Source organism: Lysinibacillus sp. NPDC047702, from assembly GCF_050272555.1.
In the GTDB taxonomy this organism is placed as follows: Bacteria; Bacillota; Bacilli; order Bacillales_A; family Planococcaceae; genus Lysinibacillus.
In genome coordinates this window covers 57,846-75,000 of record NZ_JBNNMG010000019.1, presented here as the reverse complement: position 1 = coordinate 75,000, position 17,155 = coordinate 57,846, and the positions used below count along the sequence as shown (strand labels likewise).

Genomic DNA, 17,155 nt, shown 5'->3' with positions numbered 1-17,155 from the left:
GTAGAAGATAAAATGAACCACTTGCCACGACGAATACATGGATTCAAAACACCGCATGAGATGTTTGAGGAAGAATTAAAGAGATTAAGAGAATCTAGCGTAAGAAGACATGAATCAACCAACTCTTGTCCTAGGGTTAATGGGAGTTTATTGTCTATCGGTCTTTCCGCCAATTTAACAGGAACCTGACTCCACTTCAAGGGGCAAGCCCTTTCCGTTACGCCAGAACCCTGTTTTAACCAATTGGCAGACCGACAGACAATAAACATGAAAGTGAAAAGGAACAGAAAATATACGGACATGGGATGTATTAAAAAAAGTGTCTAACTTGATATTGCAATTTACGTTTGAAAATAAATGATTAAAACGGATCATAAAAAATTTGATCATTTAGAAATGTGAAGTTTCACAATCATACTTAATTGTAGAAGTACGCTTATTCATATTGGCTAGAAACTCTTTTATTTAATATAAACAAGTATGTAATTAGAATTAAATTAACAGCTAATACAATAATACTGCCTTCAATTTTATAGATGCCACCTTATAGTAATGGATTTCCTTGAAACGTACTGTTTAAGAGATTTGGATAATCACTTGCCAAAGAAACACCACCAAATATAATCGCTCCAATTGTATTCCAAGTGAAATGAGCAATTATTGGTGCTATTATTGTGCCTGTGTATTCAAATTTCTCCTGATTTTTGCTCCGTTATTTCAATTGTAAGGATGCCAGCCTTTGTTTCAATAGTAAAAACTCGCTTATTCTCTAATAGACCTTTAGTTTTTAGCGCATAAATCGTTGCCATTGTGGCATGTCCACACAAATTTACTTCATGGCCTGGCGTAAAATAACGTATTCGTAAATCTGCTCGCTCAGATTTTAGAGCAAATGCTGTTTCATTAAAGCCTACTTGCTTTGCAATCGCCTGCATCTCATCATCGTTAAAGGCATCTCCCTCCACTACAACACCTGCTGGATTCCCCTTATTAGGAATTGTACTAAATGCATCATAATGATAGACCGTCACCATTTTTTTCATTTCCTCTTTTCTACTAGCTAGTGTGTACTACCAATTCGATCAAATGGCCATAATACAAAACCTGCTGTCCCCAAAATTTCATGCTGTGCAACAAATCCGACTTTTTGATCTCGGCTATCTATACTTCTTCGACGATTATCACCAAGAACGAAAAAATGCCCTTCTGGCACAGTCATTTCACCTAATTGCTCCTCTAAAGTAAAATCATATGTAAAATCGCCTTTATCCAGCAATGCTTCTTTATACTTTGTTAAATATGGCTCTTCGTAGGCCTTTCCGTTTATGTACAAAGCATCGTCTTTATAAGCTACATGATCTCCTGGTAACCCGATAATTCTCTTAATATAATTTTCTTCTTCGTTTGCTTTAAAGACAATCACATCAAAGCGTTGATAACTTGAAATTTTCGGTCCTACTTTATTTACGATAACTTTATCACCATCTTCAAAGGTTGGCATCATGGAGGCTCCTTCTACAGCTACAGGAGAAAAAATAAAATAGCGGATACCCATCGTAAAAATAATAGCTAATCCGATTGCTTTAATCCAAGCCCAAAGCTCATTTTGATTTTGTTTTTGTGCCACATCTCACACCTCAATTCTTCTTATTTCAATTAATTATCTTATATTAATGGATACGAATCTACCACAAGAAAAGTTCCATGTATTTCTAAAAAAACTAAAATTCAGTACGAAATTCTGGTTTTTTTATATATTGCCAGAACATTCATATAGTCATACCTTCCATACAGCCCTATTTTGCGAAAAATGGTTTATGACAAGCTAGGAACAATCATTTCCCAAGATATTCATTGCATATAGAAAGCAGTATGTACACTTACTGAACATACTGCTTACACTCTTATCGAATTGTTTTTAATGCCGTTGCCCAAGGAATAAGCTGATCTAACATTTGGTTTACAGAGTCTGCCTGTACATCTTTTGGTTTAAATGTTGTACCATTTTCAAAATCTGTAAATAAAGATAGTGCGGGATGTACACGAACATCCGCTACTAATAATTCACCTAGAATGCCGCGTAAATGTTCAGCTGCCCTTGCTCCGCCTACAGAGCCATACGAAACAATTCCAGCAGCCTTGTTATTCCATTCCTCACGTAAGTAATCTAACGCATTTTTTAATGCCCCCGTAATGGAATGGTTATATTCTGCAACAATAAATACAAAGCCATCACAAGCTACAACTCTTTGAGACCATGCAGCAACGCCAGAAGCATCTCCTCCTGCCTCGCCTAGGAGTGGTAGCTTAAAATCAGCAATATCAATGACTTCATAGTCTGCATCACTACGTTTTTCAGCTACTTTCTTTACCCATTCGCCTACCTGTGGACTTAAACGGCCTTCACGCGTACTTCCTAAAATAATTCCTATTTTCAACACCATGCGCCTCTCTTCCATCCCAAAATTAGTAGCTCCAATTATTCATTAGTATTCCAACTGAATAAAATTAGCACTCTAAACATGCTGTACAGGAATGCTTTGCTTTATTCAAAACGTGACACACAAAAAAACAATAGTCATCCGTTTATTTTATCTTAATGGGTCTTTCTAATGCTGCAAGCTCATCCTCCATCGAGGCATATTGTCTTTCTATCGTATATTTTGCATCAGAGATAGCTGCATTATATATATGTGGAGCAATGTATTCCTTTATAAAATCAAATACTCTCTCCGCTTCAAATTCTGTAATATCCTCGTCTCGATTGTTATAGAAGAATTGTTGTATATCTGCTATAACTAATTCTTGCTGCTCTTTAGTCAGTCGAATAAACATGAAAACACTCCTCTACTATTTCAACAACAAAACACTATAAACTATATCTATATACAGATAAAGACTGAATTAAATCGATATAATTCAGCCTTTTTAAAAATATTTGTATCCATTACAAATGATTTCTGTTTAATTCAACATTCTCCAATATCTCTTTCTTTATTTACTGTTCACATTTAAAAGAATAGCTTGTTGATAGAAAATTCTTATCCTTAGAGACAATAGCTTCTCCACCATCTTTTTCACACTGCTCTGTCATGGCATCAATTTTTTTGGCATTTAGTGAATTTGTCATCAATGTCATCCCTACACCAAATACAGCAATCATTAAACCAATCATTATCCATAACTTCCCAGCCTTGTTGGCTGTAGGCCTATCACTTGCCACATTTATTCCCCTCTCTTATACGAATAGAAATGGTTCTGTGTGAATAGTAGATTGTACAAATTCAACCGTATATTTTTTATCTTCACACATTTTTGTCATCTTTTTCGCTACGCCCGCAATCATAACTTTTTCAACATGATGACCAGGATCTACAATCTGCAAGCCTATTGACTGTGCATCCTGTGCCGTATGGAAATACATATCCCCCGTTAAAAATACATCTGCGCCTGCACGCTTAGCAGCATAAATATATTTATTTCCATCCCCACCAACAAGTGCTACTTTTTTTACTTTCGACTGTAAATCACCGACAACACGAACAGCGGGTACATCTAGCTGCTGCTTCACGAATTGCGCAAAATCATGTAACGATAATTCCTGTTGCAAGTAGCCTACCCGCCCTAATCCCATAACATTTGTCTGCTGGTCTAAGCGAATAATATCATAGGCTGGCTCCTCATATGGATGTGCATGTAACATAGCTTTCAATACACGATTTTTAATAGATTCGGGCAATACAACCTCTACTTTCACTTCTTCTTCAACATGGATTTCCCCTATTGAACCTACATACGGATTGGCATCTGCTAGTGCACGAAAACGCCCTTCTCCCATAGTTGTATAACTACAGGCTTCATAATCACCTATACGACCTGCTCCCGCTTTCGCTAATGCTTCGCGCAAATCTTTGGCATTGGCAGTTGGAATAAAAACAGCTAGCTTTAACAAATTTTCTGCATACGTTTCCTCTAAAATGGAACGATTTTTAAGCTGAAGTGCATCTGCTAATAAGTCGTTGACACCGCCTTCAGCTACATCGAGATTAGTATGTGCTGCATACACGGCAATATCGTTTTTTAGAAGCTTCTCATATAAACGCCCAGCAGGATGATCCGTACGAATATTCGCTAAACGTCTAAAGATAGGAGGATGATGGGCTATTATAAGCTCACAGCCCTGGGCAATGGCTTCGTCTGCCACAGCTTCATTCACATCTAATGTAACTAATATTTTTTTTACAGGTTTGTTTAATGTACCAATCGCAAGCCCAATTGGATCATTGTCCATACAAGCAAGCTTTTGAGGTGACCATGATTCAAATAATTGAATAATCTCTTGTCCATTTACGATTTTCATCTCACAGAACTCCCTCCACTAATCGAATTAAAGTACTTAGTTCTGCACGTTTTTCGTCAATTTCAGGCGTTTGATCTGCCCCTTCAATAGACTGTAATACACGCTGCCAATTTTCCTTTTCACGTGACCATTTTTTTATAAAAGTTGCTGATTTTCGCTGCATTAATTTTGGTCCAACTAAAATTTCCAGCTCCGTTAGCTCCATTTGACTTCTTTGTAAAACAAGTATTTCATAAATTTTATCATCTTCCTCTAAAATCTCTTCGTCAAGAATTGCCCAATTATGTGTTAAAGCCCACTCACGAATCACCTTGGCATGAATATTTGGTTGTAAAATAAGTCGCGTAACTCCAAGTAGCTTTTCTGGATGCTTTTCTAAAATTGATACAATGAGAGGTCCACCCATTCCAGCAATTGTGACAGTATCTATGTGATCATCTTTTTCTACTGCTGCTAGGCCATTGGCAAGTCGAACCTTAATTTTTTCTGATAAACCTTCTTTTTGTACCTGTCCAACTGCTGATTCATAAGGTCCCTTTACAACTTCCCCTGCTACGGCATAAGAGGCAATTCCCTTATGAATTAAGTAGCATGGCAAATATGCATGGTCACTGCCAATATCAGCTACAATCGCACCTGTTGGAACAAATTTCGCTACTGTTTCTAATCGTTTTGATAGTTTTTGTGCATTCATGTTTTCCCGCCTGCCTTATATAGAGTCCTTTAATAGTATGTATGAAATCATGCAAAAAAACAAATGGAGTTGTCTCTATTTTGAGCAACCCCATTGTTTATTAACATAAATAAATATAGCTGTACTAATTACGTTAAACGCTTTCAGTACAGCTACTTTTCAAATTATTTTAGAGTTGAAATGTACTCAGCGATTGCTTTTGCTTCCGCTTCGTTTTTCATTCCAGGTGTCATTGGCGTACCTTCAATACCGTTCGTTAATACGTCTACGATACGAGCCTCATCTAAGCCATGTAGGTTTGGACCCACTGCGCCACCAGATAAATCACCACCATGACAGCCAACACAAGTTTGTACTAATGCAGAACCATCATCAGTAGCCTCTGTAGTTTCGCCACCGCCTTCTTTTTCAGCAGCAATTTCTTTTTTGTTCTCTGCGCCTGTTAAAGACATGAAGAAAATAAGACCAATACCAAATGCCAAAATTAAGATGTAAGGAACGACTGGATTGTTTTTCATATGTTTCCCCTCCTCATTGTAAATCTACTTCTATTATAATATAGAATCAGTCAACATCTAATATTGTACTGCATTAACCAAGAAACGAAAAGCCCTATTCGCTAAGTTTTCCTTTGTTTGTAACAAATTCGACATTTCTGTATCTATTGGATAAAATATGTCTTGCCATCACCAATTTTCGGTCCATCTAACACCATTTAACAATTGATCTTTGCTCTTCTTTCTTGTAGTTAGCTTTCCACTTTGTCCACTTACATATACTTAAAAATATATTTTTCTACAATGAACATTTATCTTTAAAATCATCAAATTGAATAAGTCATACTATTATCTTAATATATTATAAATTCTGCTTTTTTCATGTATTTTTTCTAAAATCCTTTTTTAAAAAAGTCATACTACTTTTTTAGAAAAACATTACGCATCAATTAAGCCCCAACGTACTTGCGTTCGAATTTTTTAAAGCTTATTCGAAAGCTTCCCTACAAAATCCGTGAAATCCGCTGAATCAAGATAAAAAGAATCTATCGCTAAAAAGCGTATAGATTCTTCAATGTTTCATAATAAATTTATGATATAATAACCGATCAATGCTAAAAGTCCTAAAACTCCAGAGACTGTATAATACAGTAGCTTCATTTTAATGCCTGACCAAAGCCAAACTCCGCAATTTGCTGCAATTAAGCAAAATAAAGCTATATTATTTCCATTGAAATATGTAGTGTAAATTCGAATAGACATACTAAACAATAAAACAGCTGCTAACAAGTGAAAAATGGGTGTTAATAGATTATTTTTTTGTACCATTCGAAATGCCATAATGAATAAGATAAGTGCAACTATTCCTACTATAACTGTTAAAATTAGTGTTAAGGAGGTAATTGTAAAATAGATAGATAGAAGAGCAATTATGGCAATACTTATACCCACTATTAAAAGATACATTTTTCTCTTTTCTGAGGGTAACACTGCTTGCTTATGATGCACAGGATCTAACTCCTCTACATTAGCTCCCTCTGCATAAAGAGCTGCTAAAAAGTCGCAGTAATGCTCTGGTAATAGTTTATTCTGCTTCCAAAACAAAATCTCATTTAAGATTATTTTTTTCCGAGGATTTGTCATAGTATTTGCTCCAAACATTGCTTAATAATGGTTGTTATTACAATTTTATCTCACAATTCTTAAAAGCACATCTGTAGAAAGTAACAAAAATATTCGATTTAACTCATGCTAATTATGTATTTTTAAGCACGCTCAGTTTGTCAATTTATTATTATTTCCATACAATCAATTACCCCCAGCGTAATTGTGTCCGGATTTTTGAGCTCGCCCGAAAAGCTTCCTTCAAAATCCGTGTCATGTAAAGTGATAATATAGTTATTTAATTTTAAAAGAGCCTTTCTATAATTTTACTGTAGAAAGGCTCTTTAAAATTGGATGATTTTTCTCCAAAAATGTGTTAATACAAAAAAATAATTAGAGCACCCGATAGTTTAAGTGTGGTTGTCCACAAACATAAATACTTCGTTTGATAAACACTACAGTTTATCAATTACTTTCGTTAGCTTTAGAAGTGCTGATAATAAATTTGATAATTCTTCAGGTAATAAACTTGCATAATATTTTTCAGAAACCTGTTGCATAAATATGTCACATTCTTTTTTATACAATAAACCCTTTTCGCCTAGTTCAACTGAAAATGTACGCTTATCATTCATATGTTGCTTTCTAATAATATATCTTTCCGCTTCAAGTTTTACTAACTGTTGGCTAATCGCACTCTTTGTTATATTCATTATTTCTGCCAACTCTGTTGGAGTGGATGATGGGTACCGAATAATTAATGTTAATAATGTGTATTGTTGATTATTTAATTGAAAATTCGTATAGTTCCTTTCCTTTGTTTCAAGTAACACCCATAGTTCTTCAAGTGTTTGATTGATTTTTTTAGCTATATTTTCATTCTTTATACTTTTGTCTGTCATCTTTTCTTCTCCAGTTTTTTGGGTTTAACTTACTTTTATATTTGGTCACCACTTCTTTCCCAACAAATGCAACACCTATCAAAAAAAAGATTTCTCCCACTACTATACATGCTGTAATAACTGTAGCCTTTATGTGAGTTGAAAATGGGGTAAATGGTACAATGGCTGCAAGCCCCCAAAGTATAGGATAAAGGATTAGAAGCCCTATTCCAATTTTAAAAAGAAATGGTTTCTTTTGTTTATTCTCGTTTACAACTAGCTCTTTTTCCAATGTCAAGCCTCCGCATCTAGTATAATTTAGTTAAGTTAACTAAATTATATACGGAAGGCTGTTTGATTACAAGACTTTGAAAATGTATTGTTAAAAAATTAATTTATTATATAAAAAGTATTCTGTATCTGACACTTCGCTGTCGGTACAAAAACATTTGTCGTGTCGTGTCGTGTCGTGTCGCTTCGCTTTCGCACAGTAAAGATTTGTTGCTGTTGCTTCACTTTCGCACAATAAAAAATTGCTGAATCAAGATAAAAAAGAGCCAACCAATTAGTTATCACCAATCAGTCAGCTCCATTTTTCATGTTTATTCTAAGAAATCTTTTAAACGTTTACTGCGAGAAGGGTGGCGTAATTTTCTAAGCGCCTTTGCTTCTATTTGGCGAATACGTTCACGAGTTACACCAAATACTTTCCCTACTTCTTCTAATGTACGTGTGCGACCATCATCTAAACCAAAGCGTAAACGAAGAACATTTTCTTCACGGTCAGTTAATGTATCTAACACATCCTCTAATTGCTCTTTTAATAATTCATATGCTGCATGGTCAGATGGAGATTGAGCTTCAGAATCCTCAATAAAGTCACCTAAATGTGAATCATCTTCTTCTCCAATTGGTGTTTCAAGAGATACTGGTTCTTGAGCTATTTTTAAAATTTCACGTACCTTTTCAGGTGTTAAATCCATTTCTTCCCCAATTTCTTCTGGAGATGGTTCGCGACCTAAGTCCTGTAATAATTGGCGCTGTACACGAATTAATTTATTAATTGTTTCTACCATATGCACTGGTATACGAATCGTACGTGCTTGGTCAGCAATTGCGCGTGTGATTGCTTGGCGAATCCACCATGTAGCATACGTGGAGAATTTAAAGCCTTTGCGGTAGTCAAATTTCTCAACCGCCTTAATAAGACCCATATTTCCCTCTTGAATTAAGTCAAGGAATAGCATACCTCTTCCTACGTAACGCTTCGCAATCGAAACAACAAGTCGTAGGTTTGCTTCCGCTAGTCGTTTGCGTGCTTCCTCGTCGCCTTGCTCAATACGCTCCGCTAAGGCAATTTCTTGCTCTGCAGACAGTAAATCAACTCGACCAATTTCTTTTAAATACATACGAACAGGGTCATTTATTTTTACGCCTGGTGGTACGCTCAAATCATTTAAGTCAAAAGTTTCTTCATTTGCTTCTTCTTTCATCAAGCTTTCTTCTTCAAATTCTTCTTTTCCAATAATTTGAATGTCTTTATGCTTTTCAAGATCCTCAGCAAAGTGGAAAACCTCTTCATTTTCTAGTTCATACTGCGCTAACTTCTCTGAAATCTCTTTCATTGAAATTTCACCGTCTGTTTTCGCTTTTTCCTGCAGTAACTTTTTGGCTTCATCTAATGTAATTTCTACTTCTATCTCTTTTGAACGTTCTGACTTGTCCGCCATAAACCTTCCTCCTTCTAAACAACCGAATCGGGTTAAATCGCCGATAACGATTTTCTTAAATGAATAATCTGTTGGGCGATTTCAAGTGCACGCGCATACTCATGCATCTTCTCCGCTTCCTTTGACTCATGCATCTTTTGTTGAATTTCCTGCTCAATTCTATATTTTTGCAACTGACGTATTGAGTCTGAAACCTCTGCTTCAGCTTGGTCTGGATCTCTCTCTACTAAAGCTGCTTCCATGACAATTTTGCGTAATTCAGCGTCATCCAATATCTCAACAAACCGCTGATAATCAGGATGACCATATTCCTCATAAAAACCTACTAAGCGAACAAAAACTGCCAGATAGGCATCTCGGACAAATGGCTCTTTTTGCTCACTGCGTAATACCCTGTCCACTACATCTATATTATGAAGCATATGAGCGAGTAATAAACGTTCTGCACGTTCGGCTGCGTCCATAGGCTTTTGCTGCTGCGTGACTGGCATTGAAGGCGGAACGGGCATTTCTACTTTTGTAGAACGTACCTGATTAGCCTCTAACTTTCGGAATTGTGCATATATAGCTTCTTCCGAGATATTTGTTTCAGTGGATAGCTGCCGTATATACAAATCTCGTTCAACTGGAGAGGATCTGCCAATCAGTTGTTCAAGGACTTCTTGGATATATTGAAGCGTATCATTTTCAAATTGAAAGTTCTTATTTCGTCTAGCATGCATCATCATAAAAGCAATATACGCATGTGGGTTTTCCAAAATTTGTTCCTTAAAAGCTTGTCCGCCTAAACCACGGATATACTCATCAGGATCTAGCTTATCTGGTAACACCGCAATATTCACTTTCATTCGTTCTGCTTGCAGTAGCTGTGCCGCTCTTTTTGCCGCGTCAAAACCAGCATTATCACCGTCATAGCAAATCGTAATCTGCTCTACTAAGCGCTTTAGCTTTGTGATATGCTGATTCGTTAGCGAGGTACCCATTGTAGCTACGGCATTCGCTACACCAACAGAAGTTGCTGCTAAAACATCCATAAATCCTTCCATCAATACTACTTGACGATTTTTTCTAATTGAGGTTCGTGCTTTATCTAGGTTATATAGCACCTCGCTCTTTTGAAAAATCGGTGATTCTGGACTATTTAAATATTTTGCCTCCTCACCAGTCGATGAAAGTATTCGTCCTGAGAAGGCAATAATTTTACCGTTCTCATCTCGAATGGGGAACATAATACGCCCTCTAAATCGATCAAAATAGCGTTCCTCCCCTTCTCGCTTGATGACTAAACCACTTTCTGCGATTTCTTGTAAGTTATAACCTTTCCTTTCAAGCAATATCGTTAATGCATCAAAGCTTGGGAGAGACCATCCAATGCTATTAGATTCGATAAGTTCCCTTGTAAATCCTCTTTCTAGTAAATAATTTAAAGGTTCTTCACCATCTTCTGTGTTCAATAGTAAATGGTGGAAAAAATCCGCTGCAAAAGCGTGTGCTTCTTTCATCCTTTCTTCCGCTTTAGATATCTTTTTCGTTACATCAGGTAAAGTTGGTCCAACATCTAAATGTATGCCAGCACGTTCACCAAGTTTCACGACTGCGTCAGGGAACGAAATCCCTTCAATATCCATGATAAAAGTAATAGCATTACCGCCTGCACCACAACCAAAGCAATGAAAAATTTGTTTGTCTGATGACACAGAAAAAGATGGTGTTTGTTCTCCATGAAAAGGACAGAGACCAAACCAATTACGCCCACGTTTTGTAAGCTGCATGTATTCGCTTATGACATCAACAATATCTGATTGTGTACGAATCTGTTCAATCACTTCTTCTGGAATCTTCCCTGCCAATTTCATCACCATCTTTAATTTACGTTCTAAAACACAATTCGCTATTCGTTTTAAAAATCCTTTAATTCTCGACAAAAAAATAGGATTTTTCTCTTTTTAAATATTTTTACCACAATTTTATTATTATAAAACAAAAATTAGTTTTTATCTATACTATTTTCTAAAAGCGACTCAAAAAAACCGCCCCATATTACCGAGGTGGTTTATCAAAATTCCATGCTTATTTACAAGTCGAGATATGTTCAATAATGACATTCGCTGTTTCTTCTACAGCCTTGTTCGTCACATCAATAACCTTACAGTCAATTCTCCCGACGATTTTTTCAAAATGCTGGATTTCTTCTAATATACGATTATGCTGTGCATAGATAGCATCATCATTCAATCCCAAAGTCATTAATCTTTCTTTTCTAATCGAGTTTAATTTATCAGGAGAAATAATTAAACCGAAACATCTTTTTGGATCAATCTGGAATAGTTCTTCAGGTGGCTCCACTTCTGGTACTAACGGTACATTCGCCACCTTAAAGCGTTTATGTGCTAAATATTGTGATAAAGGTGTTTTGGAGGTACGTGAAACACCAACAAGTACAATATCAGCCTGTAATAACCCACGCGGATCTCTGCCATCATCATATTTTACTGCAAATTCAATAGCCTCAATTTTTTTAAAATAATCATCATCCAACTGGTGAACAATACCTGGTGCCTCTAATGGGAATTCTTCCATAAAGGTTGCCATTGTTTTTAATGCTGGCCCTAATATATCAACAGCATGAATTTTTTCTAGCTCACACAATTTCTGCATCAATGAACGCATTTCCTGTCGAACTAGCGTGTATACAATAAATGCCTGTTGCTTGGCCGCAAGACAAACTATTTTTTGAATAAGCTCCTCTGATTGAATATATGGAAAACGTCTAATGACCGTGTTCTCCAAACCAGGTCGAAACTGGCTGATAACTGCTTTCGCTACTTGATCACCAGTTTCACCGACTGAATCAGATACAACAAAAACGCGTAGTCTTTTCATGCTGCACTCCTTCAAAATTTAGACATTCTGCGCGAGTGATAAGAAAGCACGTGTAATCGTCGTTTTTGTAAGACGACCTACAATTGTCAAGCCACCCTCCTGAGGTTCTACTACTGGTAGCGAATCAACTTCTCGGTCAATTAATTTATTCGCTGCGACAACTAAAGAATCTGATCGCTCACAGTACGAAATATTGGGCATTCGCGTCATAATAATATGTACAGGAATTTTGTTTAAATCCTGTGTGCCAATACTTGTACGTAGTAAATCCTTACGAGATAGTACACCTGTCAGAAACTCATTCTTATCCACGACAAAGAGTGTACCAACATCCTCCGAAAACATAAAGCAAATCGCATCATAAACAGTCATTGTTTCCGGGACAACTACAGGTCCTGAATGAAAATCTTTCACTTTTAAATTGTTAATACTATCCGTTAATGTAACGGATGCTTTTTTTCCTGAATAGAAATAACCAACTCTTGGTCGTGCATCTAAAAAGCCTGCCATCGTGAGAATAGCCAAATCTGGTCTTAAAGTCGCTCTTGTCAGATTGAGACGTTCTGCAATATGTTCGCCTGTAATTGGCCCATTTTCTTTCACAATTTGTAAAATGTCTTCCTGACGTTTATTGAGTTCGATTGGACTCACCGCCTCAAATCTAATAGTGTTATACTTATGCTCAATTATTATATACTATTTTAATAATTATTGCGAATTAAAGAACTACATGCTACAATATTGACACATACGCTTGCTCTATATGCATTTTCGAGCAATATTGCGTTATACAGGCGATGATGGGAAAAAAGTATCTGTTCCATTTTAAAGCGAGTAGAAGATGGTGAAAGTCTACACAGTAACAGAGAAAAGGCACTCCCTGAGCTAACTTTTCAAAAAGAGGTTTTAAACAGTTTGTTTAAAACAATCAGGGTGGAACCGCGGGTATTAGCACTCGTCCCTGGGCATTTATTGTGCCCGGAGACGGGTGCTATTTTCATTTAGGCTAGACTAAGTGAAAGACTTTGGCGTTTTACCGCAAAAAGACAAAGTGAAAAATTTTGAAGGAGGCTATATTATGGCTAACAAATCAATGGAAACAATCGTATCATTAGCGAAGCACCGCGGTTTTGTCTTCCCAGGCTCAGAAATCTACGGAGGTTTAGCAAACACATGGGATTACGGTCCATTAGGTGTAGAATTAAAAAATAATATAAAAAAAGCATGGTGGCAAAAATTTGTCCAAGAATCCGAGCATAATGTCGGACTAGACGCTGCCATCTTAATGAATCCTAAAGCATGGGTGGCTTCTGGTCACGTTGGTAACTTTAATGATCCAATGGTTGATTGTAAAGCGTGTAAAGCACGTCATAGAGCGGATAAAATCATCGAAGACGCTGCGTTAGCGAAAGGCTATGAAATCATTGTCGATGGTATGACATTCGATCAAATGAAAGAAACAATGATTAAGTATGATGTGGTATGTCCTGATTGTGGCAAGGCTGATTTCACAGATATTCGCCAATTCAATTTAATGTTTAAAACATTCCAAGGCGTAACAGAATCTTCTACAAATGAAATTTATTTACGTCCTGAAACTGCACAAGGTATTTTCGTGAACTTTAAAAACGTTCAACGCTCTATGCGTAAACGTACTCCGTTTGGTATTGCACAAATCGGTAAATCATTCCGTAACGAAATTACTCCAGGTAACTTTACTTTCCGTACTCGCGAATTTGAGCAAATGGAGCTTGAGTTTTTCTGTAAGCCTGGCGAAGACCTTGAATGGCATGCATACTGGAAGGAATTTTGTAAAAACTGGTTATTAAATTTAGGAATGAAAGAAGAGTCTATGCGCCTTCGTGATCATGAGGAAGATGAATTATCTCACTACTCGAATGCTACTACGGATATCGAATTTAAATTCCCATTTGGTTGGGGTGAGCTTTGGGGTGTAGCTGATCGTACAGATTACGATTTAAAACAGCATATGGAGCACTCTGGGGAAGACTTTACTTACATTGATCCAGCTACAAACGAACGCTATGTTCCATACTGTATTGAACCTTCTTTAGGTGCTGACCGTGTGACATTAGCATTCCTCTGTGATGCATATGACGAGGAGGAGCTCGAAGGTGACGATAAGCGTACCGTTTTACGCTTCCACCCTGCTATTGCACCATTTAAAGCAGCTGTCCTTCCACTTTCTAAAAAGTTATCTGATGAGGCTACAAATGTTTGGGCCGAACTTCGTAAGGCATTCCCAGTTGACTTTGATGAATCACAATCAATTGGTAAACGTTACCGCCGTCAGGATGAAATTGGAACACCATTCTGTATCACATACGACTTTGACTCACAAGAGGATGGTCAAGTAACGGTACGTCATCGCGATTCCATGTCTCAAGTTCGTATGCCAATTGCCGATGTGAAAGCATATATCGAGAAACATCTACAATTCTAAATATCAATTTCGCCTTGGCGTAATTGCGTCCGGAGGCTTTATCTTCATTCAGTAGGTGTTTGGTCACCCCTGAAAAGGAACCAAAACCGCATCCATCTCATCACCTATAAAGGTGGGAGTCTTCTGCTGAATGAAGATAAAAGCATCGTAAAAAGGGAGCTGACCAATTGCAGCTCCCTTTTGGCTATGCCTTTAATGTAAAAAACAAGCGCTCCTGCATCTTCTCCTCAAAGGAGAATCTTTTCATGCTCATTCCCACCAAGCTTACTAATAATTCCTCAATATCTACAAGAGAATAATGGAGGAATGTCCCCTCTCGCATAGGGCGAACTCGTTTTTCTACTGTGAGCTCATCCTCAATAAAATAAGCCACATTTACATCACAATGTTCCATTAATTGCGTGATTCGCTGGTCGTCACCTGGGTTTATGAAGAATGGAACAATTTTATCAATATATAAGATACTCTGTACAAGCTTTATGAAAAAGTTTTCTCGAAGCGAGGTTTCTACAACTAAAATAGTTGTTTGCTCATGATGATAATCCATATACAAAACATTTAATTGCTCTTCCAATAATTTTTTAAGTATATTAATAGAGTTTCTATATTTCGTCATATCTGTCTGAATTTCTCTAGTCAATAAACGTAGTATTCGAAAGGCTGGCAAGAAGATTTTCAAAACAATCTCTTTTGGATGTAAGTGATCAATTAGTTTGTTAAAATGGTTTCTTAAATTAGTTTCGTCACAGCGAATTAATTGCTCGACAAATAAATTAAAAATTTCCTCAAAGCTATCCGCACGATAGTCAATCATTTTCACAATTTTCACACTATAATTCAAAGGTAAATTCATAGATGTTTGTTCATCCAACAATTTAACTTTCGGCAACGTTGGGAATAAATCATAGACGAGTTCAACTTGAGCACTTCGATTATCAGATAATAAGACAACTGAGTTAACAGGATAAATCCCTAAGCACTCTACAAATTTATGCATGAACTTTTCGTTATATAATTGTCGATCGCGATATAACACAGCTAATGCATCCGTTGCAGCATACCCTGTATGATAAACACGTTTTGATGTCATTGCTGAATATACATCAATGATTTGCAGCAATTGCACTCCATCGCTCATTTCATCCGCACATAGTTTATTTGGATAACCTTTACCGGCAAAGCGCTCATGGTGATCACGTGCCAAATAGGCAATATCCTCTTCTCCATTTTCAACAAGTAACTCATAGCCTTTAGTTGTGTGAGTTTTGACTACCTCAAATTCATCTTCCGATAACTTTCTTTTCAGATTCAGAATTTCTTGAGGAATAAATACTTTCCCAATGTCATGGAACAAATATCCTCGTGCTAACGTTTCGATATCAGCTAACCCTAGGTAACGTGCAAAGATTGTGCCCAAAACAAATACATCAAATGAGTGGACAAAGGAATATTCATCCCATTCTCTTAATCGCATAAGTAAATCGTAGCGATTTTTCTTTTCTAAAATCTTTTCAAAAACACCCCGTACATAAGCGGTATCCTGCATGCTTTTTAATATTTGACCATAGCGTAATTCATGGACAACATTCTCCAATGTCGTCATAAATAGCGTACTTACTTTTTCTTTATACTCATCTACCTTATTTTCTTTATCCATTAGTGGGGCAAAGACATCCTCATACTCCCTTGTTCGCTGAACACTTAAATCATGGACAATTCGAACTGAATCAGTTGGTAAATAAACAGCTAATTCATCTACTTTTCTAAGTTTAAGTAAAGCAATAATCCGATCAGTTAAAACTAACTCTTTTTTAGCTAATAATTGATACTCAGAAAAAATATCCTCAGCCAAAATATCATTTGCTTCAACTTCATCAATACTTAATGTCACTTTTCTTAGCATATTTTTTGCCACATACGCAATGTTCTAGCATTATGTGACTCCCTCCTTCTTCCATAGGACTGCGTTGTTCTAAAAAACATCTTTGCTGATAGAGGCATGTTTTACATTTTATATGCATGTCAGATCTATATGAATTGGACTAGTTTTATATGGATATTAAATGTATAAATTATACCAGAATAATTTTAATGTCATAACCTATATTTATTACAATATCATAGGTTAAAATGCCTTTTCAACTAGTATATGGGTCTTGAATGATTAGTTAATACTATGATTATATTAAAAACTATTCAAAAAACAGACCTTTAAACCTAATACCTCCACCTAATATCTGCTATTAATGACACTAAAACAATGCTTAAAGAACTACTAAAAGAAATTCCAAACACTTTTATATAAAATTTAAATAAAAATATCTTAAAAATTTTATTTCTGAAAAAAACTAAATTTTTGTTTTTTTATGCTATATAAGTTAGCCTCTTGCTCAATTTGTCCTACTATTTTCTGTCAATCAATCAGAAGAATGTTTATACATTAGCATTACGATAAAATAATCACCTTATATTTACATTTATAAGTCATCAAAATATATCAATTACTCTTTTAAAGGATAACATTTCCTCTATTCTCACTACA

General features: G+C 36.2%; 17 protein-coding genes and 1 pseudogene. 2 read left to right on the top strand and 16 right to left on the bottom strand.

Going from position 1 to position 17,155, the window contains the following annotated elements:
* Positions 1-189 (top strand): hypothetical protein (locus ACQKIM_RS11745; protein ID WP_427543769.1); only part of this gene is annotated, 189 nt, incomplete at its 5' end.
* Positions 190-692: 503 nt separating this feature from the next.
* Here the strand turns inward: ACQKIM_RS11745 and ACQKIM_RS11740 are convergent.
* From ACQKIM_RS11740 to ACQKIM_RS11670, 15 genes and pseudogenes are all read right to left on the bottom strand, one after another.
* Positions 693-1,043, bottom strand: a pseudogene (locus tag ACQKIM_RS11740) (PhzF family phenazine biosynthesis protein); the annotation flags it as partial.
* Positions 1,044-1,060: 17 nt separating this feature from the next.
* On the bottom strand, positions 1,061-1,627 hold the full coding sequence (lepB, locus tag ACQKIM_RS11735) for a signal peptidase I (protein WP_427543766.1): 567 nt from the start codon (positions 1,625-1,627) through the stop codon (positions 1,061-1,063).
* 277 nt (positions 1,628-1,904) lie between these two features.
* A complete protein-coding gene (locus tag ACQKIM_RS11730) occupies positions 1,905-2,441 on the bottom strand; it encodes an NADPH-dependent FMN reductase (RefSeq protein WP_427543763.1) in 537 nt (178 codons plus the stop codon).
* 145 nt (positions 2,442-2,586) lie between these two features.
* A complete protein-coding gene (locus ACQKIM_RS11725; RefSeq protein WP_427543760.1) occupies positions 2,587-2,835 on the bottom strand; it encodes a DUF2164 domain-containing protein in 249 nt (82 codons plus the stop codon).
* A gap of 163 nt (positions 2,836-2,998) precedes the next feature.
* Positions 2,999-3,223 carry a hypothetical protein gene (locus ACQKIM_RS11720; RefSeq protein ID WP_427543757.1) on the bottom strand — a complete coding sequence of 75 codons (225 nt, stop codon included), beginning with the start codon at positions 3,221-3,223 and terminating at the stop codon, positions 2,999-3,001.
* A gap of 15 nt (positions 3,224-3,238) precedes the next feature.
* Entirely contained in the window at positions 3,239-4,360 is a 1,122-nt protein-coding gene (locus ACQKIM_RS11715) for a Nif3-like dinuclear metal center hexameric protein (protein ID WP_427543754.1), read from the bottom strand.
* A gap of 1 nt (position 4,361) precedes the next feature.
* A complete protein-coding gene (locus ACQKIM_RS11710) occupies positions 4,362-5,054 on the bottom strand; it encodes a tRNA (adenine(22)-N(1))-methyltransferase (protein ID WP_427543751.1) in 693 nt (230 codons plus the stop codon).
* A 164-nt stretch (positions 5,055-5,218) separates the two neighbouring features.
* Positions 5,219-5,572 (bottom strand): c-type cytochrome, encoded by a 354-nt coding sequence (locus tag ACQKIM_RS11705; protein WP_427543748.1) that lies wholly within the window; start codon positions 5,570-5,572, stop codon positions 5,219-5,221.
* A gap of 558 nt (positions 5,573-6,130) precedes the next feature.
* On the bottom strand, positions 6,131-6,694 hold the full coding sequence (locus ACQKIM_RS11700) for a hypothetical protein (RefSeq protein ID WP_427543745.1): 564 nt from the start codon (positions 6,692-6,694) through the stop codon (positions 6,131-6,133).
* Between the two features lie 416 nt (positions 6,695-7,110).
* Complete coding sequence (locus tag ACQKIM_RS11695; protein ID WP_427543742.1) at positions 7,111-7,557, bottom strand: MarR family winged helix-turn-helix transcriptional regulator; 447 nt, start codon at positions 7,555-7,557, stop codon at positions 7,111-7,113.
* A complete protein-coding gene (locus ACQKIM_RS11690) occupies positions 7,532-7,828 on the bottom strand; it encodes a transporter suffix domain-containing protein (RefSeq protein ID WP_427543739.1) in 297 nt (98 codons plus the stop codon). The genes ACQKIM_RS11695 and ACQKIM_RS11690 overlap by 26 nt, the downstream gene beginning before the upstream one ends.
* Positions 7,829-8,138: 310 nt before the next feature.
* Positions 8,139-9,266, bottom strand: a complete 1,128-nt coding sequence (rpoD, locus tag ACQKIM_RS11685; RefSeq protein WP_283868738.1) for an RNA polymerase sigma factor RpoD — start codon at positions 9,264-9,266, stop codon at positions 8,139-8,141.
* Positions 9,267-9,298: 32 nt separating this feature from the next.
* Positions 9,299-11,128 carry a DNA primase gene (gene dnaG, locus ACQKIM_RS11680; protein ID WP_427543778.1) on the bottom strand — a complete coding sequence of 610 codons (1,830 nt, stop codon included), beginning with the start codon at positions 11,126-11,128 and terminating at the stop codon, positions 9,299-9,301.
* Between the two features lie 208 nt (positions 11,129-11,336).
* Positions 11,337-12,149: a pyruvate, water dikinase regulatory protein gene (locus ACQKIM_RS11675; protein ID WP_427543736.1), complete on the bottom strand. Its 813-nt coding sequence runs from the start codon at positions 12,147-12,149 to the stop codon at positions 11,337-11,339.
* 18 nt (positions 12,150-12,167) lie between these two features.
* The gene (locus ACQKIM_RS11670; protein ID WP_427543733.1) at positions 12,168-12,800 is read right to left on the bottom strand and encodes a helix-turn-helix transcriptional regulator; all 633 of its coding nucleotides are present in this window, start codon (positions 12,798-12,800) and stop codon (positions 12,168-12,170) included.
* Between the two features lie 427 nt (positions 12,801-13,227).
* On the opposite strand from ACQKIM_RS11670, the gene ACQKIM_RS11665 reads away from it, so the two are divergent.
* Positions 13,228-14,613, top strand: a complete 1,386-nt coding sequence (locus ACQKIM_RS11665) for a glycine--tRNA ligase (protein ID WP_427543730.1) — start codon at positions 13,228-13,230, stop codon at positions 14,611-14,613.
* Between the two features lie 184 nt (positions 14,614-14,797).
* Here the strand turns inward: ACQKIM_RS11665 and ACQKIM_RS11660 are convergent, their stop codons facing one another.
* Positions 14,798-16,516, bottom strand: a complete 1,719-nt coding sequence (locus tag ACQKIM_RS11660; protein ID WP_427543727.1) for an HD-GYP domain-containing protein — start codon at positions 16,514-16,516, stop codon at positions 14,798-14,800.
* Positions 16,517-17,155 lie beyond the last annotated feature (639 nt).

Coding starts and splice junctions, on each gene's coding strand:
- ACQKIM_RS11715 (WP_427543754.1), bottom strand. CDS start 4,360: ATGAAAATCGTAAATGGACAAGAGATTATTCAATTATTTGAATCATGG.
- ACQKIM_RS11675 (WP_427543736.1), bottom strand. CDS start 12,149: ATGAAAAGACTACGCGTTTTTGTTGTATCTGATTCAGTCGGTGAAACT.
- dnaG (WP_427543778.1), bottom strand. CDS start 11,128: ATGGTGATGAAATTGGCAGGGAAGATTCCAGAAGAAGTGATTGAACAG.
- rpoD (WP_283868738.1), bottom strand. CDS start 9,266: ATGGCGGACAAGTCAGAACGTTCAAAAGAGATAGAAGTAGAAATTACA.
- ACQKIM_RS11695 (WP_427543742.1), bottom strand. CDS start 7,557: ATGACAGACAAAAGTATAAAGAATGAAAATATAGCTAAAAAAATCAAT.
- ACQKIM_RS11665 (WP_427543730.1), top strand. CDS start 13,228: ATGGCTAACAAATCAATGGAAACAATCGTATCATTAGCGAAGCACCGC.
- ACQKIM_RS11700 (WP_427543745.1), bottom strand. CDS start 6,694: ATGACAAATCCTCGGAAAAAAATAATCTTAAATGAGATTTTGTTTTGG.
- ACQKIM_RS11660 (WP_427543727.1), bottom strand. CDS start 16,516: ATGCTAAGAAAAGTGACATTAAGTATTGATGAAGTTGAAGCAAATGAT.
- ACQKIM_RS11725 (WP_427543760.1), bottom strand. CDS start 2,835: ATGTTTATTCGACTGACTAAAGAGCAGCAAGAATTAGTTATAGCAGAT.
- ACQKIM_RS11710 (WP_427543751.1), bottom strand. CDS start 5,054: ATGAATGCACAAAAACTATCAAAACGATTAGAAACAGTAGCGAAATTT.
- ACQKIM_RS11705 (WP_427543748.1), bottom strand. CDS start 5,572: ATGAAAAACAATCCAGTCGTTCCTTACATCTTAATTTTGGCATTTGGT.